This is a genomic window from Kribbella qitaiheensis, from assembly GCF_042657745.1.
GTDB classification, from domain to species: domain Bacteria; phylum Actinomycetota; class Actinomycetes; order Propionibacteriales; family Kribbellaceae; genus Kribbella; species Kribbella qitaiheensis.
In genome coordinates this window covers 149,692-160,527 of record NZ_JBHSKE010000008.1, presented here as the reverse complement: position 1 = coordinate 160,527, position 10,836 = coordinate 149,692, and the positions used below count along the sequence as shown (strand labels likewise).

Here is a 10,836-nt window from a genome sequence, read left to right as displayed (position 1 = left end):
CGAGCGGTGGCCGCCTCGCGTCCGGGACCGCCGCGCCGCCAGATCACGAACTACGGCTGCCGTACTAGCCACCCGGCACTAAGCCACAGCCCCGTTCCGAAGGTCCACGCGCACTTCTGAGCTGTCCATCTGGGAGATCAACACGCTTTCACTCTCCCAGCGCACATCGGTGACGACCTCCAGATTCACCCGCCAATCAATCTCACCACTACTGCGCACAGCGAAGAGTCCGACTTCAGCGAGAACAATTAGCCTATCCAGATAAGAAATGAGCCTGAAACAGTCGAATCTCGAATCGAGGCCAATCTCACGATCGATGGTCATATTGGGCGAGATTCGATACAAGTGCGAGTTGCAGCCAACCCAGCGCGCTCCGCCCCATTCGCTACCAAAGATCGTGGGGGACTCAAATTCTGAATCCATTTGAATCCCTACAGTTGGCTCCCGGCCGCCCTCCCCGGCATCATCCGCAGACGAGAACACGTACACGGGACCCGAGCCGGATCCGTACTCGTTCGCGATCTCCAGGTCGGCGGACGATCCGGCACGCGCTTCTCCGGAACTCGACCAGACCGAACACTCCATTGCACTGCTACCGAATGAGATCGTGAACATCGGCACGACCATCACCTACTTTCGGTATCTTGAGTTCGACCCGTACAACTGCCCGGTGATCAGTCTATTGCCATCCCAGATCGTCTCCGTCTTGAGCATACCATCGGGTCCCTTCAGGAGGCCCTCTCTCACAATGCGCCCATTGTCCTGAGTCCGCACCACAGAGCCGGGGTCATTGAACACCTCGTCCAGATGCTTCGAGAAGATCGCACGTCCTGCGGCGCTATCTCCAATCCCAATCCGGTTCAATTGGCTGGCCATGTCGCCGCTTCGTTGAATGTTGTGAGCAGTCCCAGTGGCATTCCCGAAGAAGTACTCCAGTTTAGTGCCGATTTCAGGGCTTGCGGCTTTGGCCGCGTCATCGGCTAGCTTGGCGGCGGCCTTTTCGGACAGAGTGACCGCCGCTCGATCGGCAACCTTGACGCCAATGCCAACTGTCCCCGTGGGGACGATTGCCGAGCCGAACCAGCGGCCGGCTTCATAGGCGGTGCTGTCGGTGTTCGCACCGAATTTCGAGGCCACGTTGTGGTAGATCTGGCTGTCCGCCGTGCCCGTTGCCTGGCGGATGCCATTGAGAGGGCTCACCTGCTCGCCTGTCTCGATAATTCCCTGTACTGTACCGGCGCCGATGTTCTTCCAGTTTTCCACGAGCTGCTGGTTGTGCTCTTCGTCAGACGTCGTGATCGGCAGATGGAATGCGTACGGATCGCCACCCAAGCCGTCGGAACTGTCATTGATGTGGCCGTCGAGTTCGATGCGGCTGACTGGGTTGCCGCCGCCGAACATGTAGCGGTTGGTGTTCCATGGGTGCGTGCCGAGCCCGATGTCTTTGAGTGCGCTGTCATACATGTCGCGGGTGAGGAACCGGTTGAGGCCATACATGGCTGGACAAACGATCCGGCTTTGGGGATCGGTCGCGGATGCCTCGGCAGACGTCATCGACGACGCCGTGTGGCAGGTCGACGGCACCGAGGTCGCCCGCGGCCTCGATGCATTCGTGACCCTCGAGCCCGGTGAGCCGACGATCACCTTGCGAGTCGGCAGGGCCAGAGTCAGTGCAACGGTCGTCGCGACATCCCCGACAGACGAATCGGAGCCGCCAGCCGGATAGCGACCTTCAAGCTCTCCCCAGTAGACGGCGAGCGGATACCGCACGCGACGCAAGGCGGCGGATGCGCGACAGCAGCACATGGCTTTACGCATTGTTTTCAACGAGAACCGATGGGTGACGATGCTCAGAGCTGAGAACTGCTGGACAGCAAAAGCGCAGGTCAGAGGCTAGTTTCGACAGATTATGGCATTTGGCCAGTGTTCTGGCTGGTAATCAGCGGTTACGGGGTTGGCCTCAGATTTCGTGGGGTCGAGCTCGACGCATGTGGATGGTCCAGGACTTCGCGGCCGGACTCATCGATGGCGTCGAACTCGGTCCCGGCATCGATCACGGCGTACAGATCACGGAGATCATCTGCGCCATCGAGGACTCGATCAACACAGGACGAACCGTGGACCTGAGCGACACGAGCGGTGATTTCATGGTGGTGTGGAGCACGATCAAGGAGAGGTCCTCGAAGTCGGGAAGGCTTCGAGACGTGGGCGCCGAAGGGCCGGATGGATTCTGGTCCTGGTGGCGCTGCTGACCCTGATCGTCCTCCGCGCCTCGACGGATCGTCCGCAACATCAGGCCGCGCCGAGTCCCACCCCGTCCGATCTGATCAACACAACCCCGGACGGACGGTCGGCGCGGGTGTGGCCGACGGCGCCCGGCGCGTGTGGAGCGGACACGCTGCTGCCTATCGTGTCGAGTGCGCCACCCGCGGAGCACACCGGGATCCAGGTGCTCCTGGGTGGAGACCGGCTACGACTCGTCGACTTCGACAGCGGCCGCGCGACGACCTTGCCTGACGCAGTCGTCCGCCCAGGCGAGTACGCCGCTGTCCTGGCCGGTGATCCGGTCACGGCGTACGCGACAACCGGGTCGTGCAGCGAGACGGCTCCCTACGCGATGTTGCGCATCAGCGTCGATCACCGGGTGAGTGTCATCCGCCCACTCGGTCCCACCGAGGGGGTGCTGACCGATCGCAATCGGGTCTGGATCGCTTCCTTCGCCAGTGACATCGACAACCCCTACGCGACGATCGCTCCGGTCGCCGGCGGGCAGCGGGTGCGGCTGCCGCTCGGCTTCTACGCATCCGCAATCGTGGGCGAGACGATCGTCGGGCTGATGCAGCCCGATCCGTCGATCTCACCGACGTGGCTTGCGCTCGTCGATGCACGGACCGGTCGGTTGCAGGCCAAGCTCGAACAACACGTGGCGCCGCTCGCGGCCGGGGCAGGCCAAGTCTTCTGGACCAGCGGCTGTCAGGACGACGCGTCACCGTGCACGCTCCACCGCCGGTCGATCGCCGGCGGGGAGACCCTCGGATCCCCCCTTCCACGCCCCGCCTGCTGCGGTGTCGTCAGCCCTGACGGTACGAGGGTTGCCTTCCTGATCGAACGGGCATCGACAGAGTCACGGTTCGACGGCCACCCGCTCCCGCCCATGGACATCGCGATCATGCAACTCGACACCGGCCGGCTGAGCATCATGCCGGGGATCGAACTGCCCGCCAAGTCGCAACCCGGGCTGGCCTTCGCCGGCCGTGGTGACTGGTTGGTGACCGCCCTCGACGCGGGATCCCGTACTCGGCTCCTCGCCTGGCGGCCCGGACTGCGGCAGCCGTACGAGACGAACGCGCTTCCGGGCCTTGTCCATGACCCGCCGACGCTCGTTGTCACCAGCCACTGACCACCTCGTCGTCGTGGTCGCGACGCCCTCTCCCACCCGGCGCACCCTGTAACAGCGCACCTGACGCCCGGCGACGCACGCAACCCCACCAGACCAAACCGAGTCACCCGTTCAGCCTCAAGCGTGTGGTTAAGGTGCGTGTCCCCCCTCGGACACCGACCTTAACCACATGCGTGGTTGGGTTCATGGAGACCTCGGCCATCCGTTCTCGGTGGTCGAAGGTGATCGCGAGATCGAGGGCCTTGTAGAGATCAGCAAGGTCGCCTCGATCCGCTCGATCGAGTACTCATGTCACCGAGTTCAGCGACCATCTCGCGGACTTCATTCGCACTGAATCGTTCTGTGACCTCGATCGCATCCATTCCAGCCTGGGCGGCACGTTTCTCAGCGACTGCGGCGTTGTCCTGACTCGTCAGCTGCTCCGGGTCCCAGCCAGCCTCGAGCGCCCGCTGCAGCCGCGCCATTTCGGCCTCCGCCGCGCCGATCCGACGCCTGAAGGCAGCCTCCGCCACCTCGGCCGGATCCGGCCCTTCCTGAGACCCGACCAGCGCCGCGACGGTGCTCTCCAGATTCCGCGGGCTGAACAGCCCACCGATCCACCGGTTCACCTCATTGGCCAGGTGATCCTCCCGCAGATAGACAGTCGGAGGATGATCTAGCAGTTCCCGGGCGCCGGGAACCAGGGTTCGTGCGGCGCAGCGATAGAACGTCGCATGAGAACGCTTGGCGCCTTCCATCTTGCGACCACATTCTGCGTGCCTGATCGCGCCGCGGAACAGGTAGGTCGCCGCCGCCACCACTCGCGTCCGATTCGGCGACGACCGGCCGGCACGGCTGGCGCCCGCGCGGGCCCGCAGTTCCAGCTGCACTCGCGTGAACTCTTCTATCGAAGACGATCGCCGGGTGGGCAGGCTCACGTGAGCGCACGACCTTGGACTGCGCTGACCGCCTGAATCGCACGGACCGTCATCGCCCACGTTCTAACCCAAGGTGAAGCCCACGTTGGCACCAGCACCAGAGCCCGCTTCATCGGCAACCTAGTACTCCAGCCGTAGTTCGTGATGTGGCGGTGTGGCGGTCCGGGACGTAGCGCAGCCACCGGTTGATGATCTCGGGTTGTGTGGACTCAAGACGGTCGCGCGGTGGCTGCGTGCCATAGCGTAGACCCTGATCGTTGGCAGCGTGGTTTCGACGAGCTGGCAGGGCGGATCGCGTGCCGGTTCGCGCGGGTCGAACCGCGTCGGCGGGTCGGGTTGTTCCTGCTGGGGTTGCTGGCTGGGCTGCCGCGGGTGAACTGCTGGACGATCGCCGAGCACGCTGGTGAGGTGTCCCCGGACGGCATGCAGCACCTGCTGTCTCGCGCGGCCTGGGACGCCGACGCGGTGCGTGACGATCTGCGGAGTTATGTCGTCGATCACCTGGCCGATCCCGACGCGGTGCTGGTGGTGGATGAGACCGGCGACCTGAAGAAAGGCACTCACACCGTTGGGGTGCAGCGTCAATACACCGGGACCGCGGGCCGGATCGAGAACGCCCAGGTCGGGGTCTACCTGGTGTATGCCGCCAAGGGTGGGCATGCGTTCATTGACCGGGCGTTGTACTTGCCGAAGTCGTGGACCGCAGACCCGGACAGGTGCCGTGCCGCGGGGGTTCCCGACGACATCAGGTTCGCCACCAAGCCCGCGCTCGCAGCCGAGATGATCACCCGCGCGCTGGACGCCGGTGTCCCGGCCTCATGGGTGGCTGGCGACGAGGTCTACGGCGCAGACTCCAAGCTGCGCTCAGGTCTGCACGAGCGCCGGATCGGTTACGTGCTTGCGGTGGCCTGCGACCACCAGATCACCACCCCGGCCGGCAAACACCAGGCCAAAGCGCTGGGCCGCCGGTTGCCGTCACGCGCGTGGAACCGGCTCAGTGCCGGTGTCGGCGCGAAGGGTCATCGCTGGTACGACTGGGCGCTGATCGACATCACCGACCCCGAGGTTCCCGGCGATCACGCGTTGCTGGTCCGCCGCTCGATCAGCACCGGTGAACTGGCGTTCTACCGCTGCTACACACCCACCCCAGTACCGCTGGCGACCCTTGTCGCCGTGGCCGGGCGCCGGTGGACGATCGAGGAGTCTTTCCAAGCAGGTAAGGGATTGACTGGCCTGGACGAGCACCAGGTCCGTCGCTGGACGTCGTGGCACCGGTGGACCATCCTCGCGATGCTCGCCCACGCTTTCCTCGCTGTCACCGCGGCAACCGCACGAGCCGACACCACTGCGCCGCCTGGGCTCATCGCGTTGACCGCGAACGAAGTCAGGCACCTGTTCACCAACCTGCTCGACCACGCCCGCCGCGACCTCGCATACCTGCTGCACTGGTCACGGTGGCGACGCCGCCACCAAGCCCGAGCCCGCGACTGCCACCACCGCCGTCAAGCAGTCCAACTCGCCTGATCACGAACTACGGCTGGAGTACTAGTTGCCAAAGATGTGACACCGACGCGACTCGCGGCTACTACCTACCTTCGGCCCGACGAAATCGTAGAGCTTTCGCGGGCACGAAGTACGAGCCGACCGGCTCAGGACGCTAGGCGCAACTCGAACTCGATCGCGGTGAACTCGACTCACCTGGCCCGCCGCCACACCGGAAGCAGTAGGCGCGCGAGTCGGAATCGACAGCCAGCCCCGCACGGCCAAACCAGGCAGCCCTCTGATCGAATTTCCCACTTCAACAATTCCATACCGAAGACTCAATCTGATTCCGCCGCTAGCCTGACCACGACATTCTTTGGGCCCGCTACTTCGCACCACCACAACGCACCCGGGTGCGAAGGCACCGGCGATGTCGGCTGACTGTGTTGCGATGAACTGATCTCGGGGCACTACCAGTCGATTGCAGGATGTCGTCTGCGGAACGGTTTTGGGGTTGTCGTTCCAGGTCTCGGCCCAGCTGCGAATATCGGCGGCGAGCTCTTTGACGGTGCGGTGGGCTGAGCGTTGCACTGCACCACTGGTTACGCCGTCTTCGGCGTGGAAGTGGGGGCCGGCATCCCGTCATCGATGGCAGGTGATTTGCGACTGGCACGCTTACCGTCGTTGCACAAGAATGTTGGGGATGGTGTCGGAGTTGCCGCGTCCTGGCTGGCGGTCCTCGGATCCCCCGCAACGGCCGGTGTGGTTTATCAACCCGAGATCTGGCGGGGGCACTGCCGCACGCGCTGCGGTTGCCGAGCGGGCACGCGACCGAGGGATTGAGACCGTCATCTTTGCGCCGGGCCAGAGCCTGGAAGCGCTGGCCCGGGAAGCTGTGGCCGATGGTGCGGACGCGCTGGGGGTTGCCGGTGGCGACGGGGTCGATGGCGGTTGTGGCCGCGGCGGCCGCCGCGCATGGGCTTCCGTTCGTGTGCGTGCCGGCCGGGACGCGCAACCACTTCGCTCTCGATCTCGGAGTGGATCCTCACGATGTGCTCGGCGCGCTCGAGGCGTTCGCTGGCGGGATCGAGCGCCTGATCGACGTGGCGGACGTGAATGGTCGCCTGTTTCTCAACAACGTCTCGCTCGGTATCTACGGCGACGCCGTCCGCAGTCCCGGCTACCGCGATGCCAAGATGCGGACGCTCCTGGAGACCGCCGAGAAGGTGCTCGGCCCACGCGCAGAGGTGCCTGCGCTGCGCCTGGTCGACGATATGGGGCGCGAGCACCAGCATCTCGCGGTTGTGCTCGTGTCGAACAACCCCTACACGCTCGATCGCCCGGTGCCCGTCCGGCCCTCGACAGCGGCCGACTCGGGATCATCGTTCTCGACGCACCCAGCGCTGCCCCGCACCCCCCGCGGGCTGCCCCCCACACTCCAGGGCGAGCGTGGAGCGCACCACGTCTGGACGTCAGCGCGCTGCCACCGGTACACGCAGGGATTGATGGCGAGGCGATCGATCTAAGCCCGCCGCTGCAGTTCACTATCCGGCCCAGGGCTCTGCGAGTCCGAATCTCGCCCCGCCTTTGAGGCATGCCACCATCGGCGCCGTTGTCGCCTCCCAGGCAAACGCGTCCGCTGCCAGAGGGCTGATACGCCGAGGAGGTGCAGGCTCCGTTAGGGCTGCCGGTTACGCACGTTTCGCAGTTCGGTCTTGCAGTCGGTAGATGCGGTCGCATCCTGCAGCGACTGTCGCTGCGGTTCCGGCCCCCACGATGGAACCGATGATCACGTCACCCGGATAGTGCACGCCGGTGTGGACTCGCGAGTAGGCGACGCCGCCCGCCAGCAACCGGATCGGCACGGCCAGCCCCGGCAGGTGACGGCCGACCGCGTAGGCGAACGCGAACGCCGACGCGGCGTGGCCGGACGGGAACGAGTCGGATTCCGGCATCGGTACACGGCGAGCCGCAAACATGGCGTAGTCGGCGCGATCCGGGCGCCGCCGCTGGGCAAGCGGCTTGATGCCGAGATTGACGGTCGCCGAGGTAACTCCGATCGCCAGCACGCCCTCCAGCGCCGCGCGGCGTCCACGCCTGCCACCGAGCCCGGCGATCACGGCGGCGATACCAAGCCATAGCCGCGAGTAGTTCGCAGCGTTCGAGAGCCGGCGAACGGGGTCGTCCAGCTCCGGGGTGGGGGTATCCGCCACAGCCTCATACACGGCCCGGTCCACGGCCGCCAGTTCACCCAACGCCGCGACCCACACGGATTCGGCGCCCCGCCGCGCCTCAACCCGCCGCGCCAGCGCGTCCGCGACGCTTTGTTGCTGTGTGTCTGCGTGGGAGGACATGGGGAGGAGCCTTCGATTCAGTGGTGGCCGGACACGAGGTGCAGCCCAGCACCAAGGCTAGACCAAGGCTAGACCGGACCTGGCGGTCAGCGCCTACGGCCACCCCCAGCCGAGGCGGCGCCGCCGAACGCAAGCCCCGTCGCGGCACCCCGCCGCTCAGTCGGCGACAGGCGCCGATCAGCTCGAGCCCGAGCCTCTCGTCCAGGCCGAGGACCCCGTGCAGTGCAGCCTGGTCGAGGAGATCGCCTCGCAGCGGTGTGTGAGGCCAACCATCCTCCGATCGCGTTGGGTAGCCGGCCGCGGCCAGCCTGGGGTGGCACGGTCGGCTATGCACTGCCACCGCGAACTTGCCCAAATGAGTCGCGGGACCTTCTGCCGTACTCGCTAGCCAGTGGCTGGGCGCGGCCGTCCTGCGCCGGGTAGAAGAGCACCGGCGAGACAGAGACAGGATGCCGGCGAACACGTCGTTATGGCCGCGTCAGCCTCACCGGGGCTGGCCTGCGAGTCGTCGGTGTCGGCAAGGACGGCAGCAGCGCGGGTGGCGTGGATCGTGTCCCTGTCCGCTCGCCGCTGAGGACCCTGGCGGCGTTGATCAGGGCCCGCGCGGTGACCGCCTGGTTGCGGTTGAGGCCGCCGTGCGTGAGTTCGGCGGCCGTCGGCTTGCCGGTGGCGCCGAAGGTGTAGAGGATCACTGCGATGTCGTCGTCGGAGCGGCTGACCGGGTCGGTCGCGGGCGGCGTCGCCGCCAGCGCGGCCTGGAAGTCCCAGTCTCCGGGCGCGACCGCCAGGCAGTCGCCTGCGGCCTTCGCACCTGCCTCCGCCTCGGCGGCACGGTCATGCCAGGCAAGTAGCAGTTTGGCGCCGGAGTCGCGGAGGTAGTACTCCACCTCGCGCTCGGTAAGCAGCGGGTTCATTGGCACGACGACCCCGCCGGCCCGGAGGATGCCATAGTACGAGATCGCGAACTGCAGGTTCGGGAGCATCAGCCCGACGCGGTCGCCGGGCTCCAGTCCGTTGCCGCGCAGCAGCGTGACCATCCGGGACGCGGCGTCGTCCAGGGCCGCGTATGTCAGCACGTGGTCATCCATCCGGACGGCCGGGTGGTCTGGGTACATCGAGGCGGACTCGGTGAGGTTCTGGCTGAAGTTGGTCATGTCGGCCTCGTCGTCAGATCTTGCCGAAGGCGAGCCACAGATAGGCCACGAGCAGCACGGTGACGACGAGCGCTGGTGCCAGCTCGGCTACGCCGTCGTGCTGGCGCAGGTGCGCGCCGAGGGCTCCAACCATGAGAAGCAGCAAACCCGCCGCGGCGAGCACACCGAGCGGGGGTATCGCGAGGCCGAGCAGGACTCCTGCGGCACCCGCGACCTCCAGGACCCCGATGCGCTGGTAGGCACCGACACTGAAACCGACATGCGCGGCCCGGGCCTGCATCGACGGTACGGCTCGGATCTTGCTTGCGCCCAGCACCGCAAAGGCGACAGCGATGAGCGCGGCCAAGGAAACAAGGAGCGGGGTAGTCATGGCCGCACCTCCGACTTCCAGGGAACGGTGAATGCGTCGACAAACGCGTTGCCAGCTGCTTGGTCGACCTCGTCCCGGTCCAGATCCGGCTTCTCGAACTCCAGCCAGGCGAGCCCATACACCTTGACCGCCGACGCGTCCTGGGCGCGGTACCGGATTGTGTCGCGCAGCAGGTCCGGGGTCATCACATCACTAGTCATTGCAAACCTCCGTTAGGTGATGCCGTGCGGGCAAGGCGTCAATCATTCCCGCCCGCGGCGGCATGAGTGCTGTAAGGAGAACTGGGACTCCGTGGCCACCAGTTCGATTGAGGGACTACGAGTTGTCTGCGGCCTTGGCGAGCTTGTCGGCGTAGGCGCGGGCGTCGATGGCGCCGAGCATCGCCAGCTGCGCGCTCTCGACCGCCCAGTCGGCGAAATCGAGGGCTTTGGCCGCGTCGGCTTCTGCCCAGTCCGCGTCGTCATCGGCGACCTTGGCGTCCACCTGGCGGGTCCGCTTGTCGATGTTCGCCTTGACGTCGCTCATCTTGGCCGCGGCGTCAGCCTTCAGCTGCGCCCACTTCGCCCGAGCGCTGTCGGCGGCCTGCGATGCCTCCTGCCGTGCGTTCTCGCCTGACTGGTCAAGGTTGGCTTGAGCTCGATCGATCCGCTGCCTGAGTTGTGCGTCGGACTCGGTCGCGGCAGCCTGTACCGCCGACCTGGCCGTCGCGGCCCGCTGCTGCAAATCATCCAGCCGCGCGGAGAAGTCCGTGTGCTGCGTCATGAGTTACCACCTTCGTTGGATTCTGGGCCCTATGAGGACCTCTTGTAATGCTTCGCCAGTACTGACGATATCGTCAGTTATGACAGTTTGGCTAGTTGAGACGGCGAAGATGTGACGAAATCGTCAATCCGTGCGGCTGGCGCGTGCCGTGCGCCAGCCCTCGCTTCCATCGGGGCGATGTGGACGACGACCTGCGGTGTGCTGGTGTCGCGCCGGCATCAAGCGATCAGGCCTCAGGCAAGCGAGATGACTCGTGATCGCAGAAATGAACCGCGGCGACCTCGGCCACCTCGGCCTGCGCCAGCCCGCGCCCACGGTGACCGTTCATGGCGTTGTCCCACACCAGCCAGTCGCTGACCCGTCACCAGGCCGGCTCCGCCAGCTGGGCCGTGTCTTC

The 10,836-nt window shown here is 65.8% G+C and carries 12 protein-coding genes and 1 pseudogene; 5 read left to right on the top strand and 8 right to left on the bottom strand.

The genetic code is table 11. The features are described 5' to 3' along the window. Window positions 1-78: 78 nt before the first annotated feature. Complete coding sequence (locus ACFPJ1_RS09860; RefSeq protein WP_380103153.1) at window positions 79-615, bottom strand: hypothetical protein; 537 nt, start codon at window positions 613-615, stop codon at window positions 79-81. A 15-nt stretch (window positions 616-630) separates the two neighbouring features. Continuing rightward, window positions 631-1,818, bottom strand: coding sequence for a hypothetical protein (locus ACFPJ1_RS09855; protein WP_380103152.1), 1,188 nt, complete (start codon window positions 1,816-1,818; stop codon window positions 631-633). A gap of 170 nt (window positions 1,819-1,988) precedes the next feature. Between ACFPJ1_RS09855 and ACFPJ1_RS09850 the strand changes: the two genes are divergently transcribed. Both ACFPJ1_RS09850 and ACFPJ1_RS09845 read left to right on the top strand, forming a co-directional pair. Next, window positions 1,989-2,252, top strand: coding sequence for a hypothetical protein (locus tag ACFPJ1_RS09850; RefSeq protein ID WP_380103151.1), 264 nt, complete (start codon window positions 1,989-1,991; stop codon window positions 2,250-2,252). Continuing rightward, a complete protein-coding gene (locus ACFPJ1_RS09845) occupies window positions 2,240-3,400 on the top strand; it encodes a TolB-like translocation protein (RefSeq protein WP_380103150.1) in 1,161 nt (386 codons plus the stop codon). Before ACFPJ1_RS09850 ends, ACFPJ1_RS09845 begins: the two co-directional genes overlap by 13 nt. Window positions 3,401-3,651: 251 nt before the next feature. On the opposite strand, the gene ACFPJ1_RS09840 is transcribed toward ACFPJ1_RS09845, so the two are convergent. After that, entirely contained in the window at window positions 3,652-4,317 is a 666-nt protein-coding gene (locus ACFPJ1_RS09840; RefSeq protein WP_380103149.1) for a hypothetical protein, read from the bottom strand. Window positions 4,318-4,542: 225 nt separating this feature from the next. On the opposite strand from ACFPJ1_RS09840, the gene ACFPJ1_RS09835 reads away from it, so the two are divergent. The 3 genes and pseudogenes from ACFPJ1_RS09835 (at window position 4,543) to ACFPJ1_RS09825 (ending at window position 7,325) form a co-directional block, all read left to right on the top strand. Continuing rightward, complete coding sequence (locus ACFPJ1_RS09835; protein WP_465261068.1) at window positions 4,543-5,841, top strand: IS701 family transposase; 1,299 nt, start codon at window positions 4,543-4,545, stop codon at window positions 5,839-5,841. Window positions 5,842-6,493: 652 nt separating this feature from the next. Beyond that, window positions 6,494-6,682: pseudogene (locus tag ACFPJ1_RS09830) on the top strand (hypothetical protein); the annotation flags it as partial. A gap of 19 nt (window positions 6,683-6,701) precedes the next feature. Further along, window positions 6,702-7,325: a diacylglycerol/lipid kinase family protein gene (locus tag ACFPJ1_RS09825; RefSeq protein ID WP_380103148.1), complete on the top strand. Its 624-nt coding sequence runs from the start codon at window positions 6,702-6,704 to the stop codon at window positions 7,323-7,325. Between the two features lie 165 nt (window positions 7,326-7,490). On the opposite strand, the gene ACFPJ1_RS09820 is transcribed toward ACFPJ1_RS09825, so the two are convergent. From ACFPJ1_RS09820 to ACFPJ1_RS09800, 5 genes are all read right to left on the bottom strand, one after another. Further along, on the bottom strand, window positions 7,491-8,153 hold the full coding sequence (locus ACFPJ1_RS09820; protein ID WP_380103147.1) for a phosphatase PAP2 family protein: 663 nt from the start codon (window positions 8,151-8,153) through the stop codon (window positions 7,491-7,493). 467 nt (window positions 8,154-8,620) lie between these two features. Further along, complete coding sequence (locus tag ACFPJ1_RS09815) at window positions 8,621-9,307, bottom strand: AMP-binding protein (protein WP_380103146.1); 687 nt, start codon at window positions 9,305-9,307, stop codon at window positions 8,621-8,623. A 13-nt stretch (window positions 9,308-9,320) separates the two neighbouring features. Next, on the bottom strand, window positions 9,321-9,677 hold the full coding sequence (locus ACFPJ1_RS09810) for a DoxX family protein (protein WP_380103145.1): 357 nt from the start codon (window positions 9,675-9,677) through the stop codon (window positions 9,321-9,323). After that, window positions 9,674-9,877, bottom strand: coding sequence for a hypothetical protein (locus tag ACFPJ1_RS09805; RefSeq protein ID WP_380103144.1), 204 nt, complete (start codon window positions 9,875-9,877; stop codon window positions 9,674-9,676). Before ACFPJ1_RS09805 ends, ACFPJ1_RS09810 begins: the two co-directional genes overlap by 4 nt. Window positions 9,878-9,992: 115 nt before the next feature. Further along, window positions 9,993-10,439 carry a hypothetical protein gene (locus ACFPJ1_RS09800; protein ID WP_380103143.1) on the bottom strand — a complete coding sequence of 149 codons (447 nt, stop codon included), beginning with the start codon at window positions 10,437-10,439 and terminating at the stop codon, window positions 9,993-9,995. Window positions 10,440-10,836: the final 397 nt, after the last annotated feature.

Bases quoted from the DNA above. Each gene is read 5' to 3' on its own strand.
- ACFPJ1_RS09850 (WP_380103151.1), top strand. From the start codon at position 1,989: ATGTGGATGGTCCAGGACTTCGCGGCCGGACTCATCGATGGCGTCGAA.
- ACFPJ1_RS09860 (WP_380103153.1), bottom strand. From the start codon at position 615: ATGTTCACGATCTCATTCGGTAGCAGTGCAATGGAGTGTTCGGTCTGG.
- ACFPJ1_RS09855 (WP_380103152.1), bottom strand. From the start codon at position 1,818: ATGCGTAAAGCCATGTGCTGCTGTCGCGCATCCGCCGCCTTGCGTCGC.
- ACFPJ1_RS09810 (WP_380103145.1), bottom strand. From the start codon at position 9,677: ATGACTACCCCGCTCCTTGTTTCCTTGGCCGCGCTCATCGCTGTCGCC.
- ACFPJ1_RS09825 (WP_380103148.1), top strand. From the start codon at position 6,702: ATGGTGCGGACGCGCTGGGGGTTGCCGGTGGCGACGGGGTCGATGGCG.
- ACFPJ1_RS09820 (WP_380103147.1), bottom strand. From the start codon at position 8,153: ATGTCCTCCCACGCAGACACACAGCAACAAAGCGTCGCGGACGCGCTG.
- ACFPJ1_RS09815 (WP_380103146.1), bottom strand. From the start codon at position 9,307: ATGACCAACTTCAGCCAGAACCTCACCGAGTCCGCCTCGATGTACCCA.
- ACFPJ1_RS09800 (WP_380103143.1), bottom strand. From the start codon at position 10,439: ATGACGCAGCACACGGACTTCTCCGCGCGGCTGGATGATTTGCAGCAG.
- ACFPJ1_RS09805 (WP_380103144.1), bottom strand. From the start codon at position 9,877: ATGACTAGTGATGTGATGACCCCGGACCTGCTGCGCGACACAATCCGG.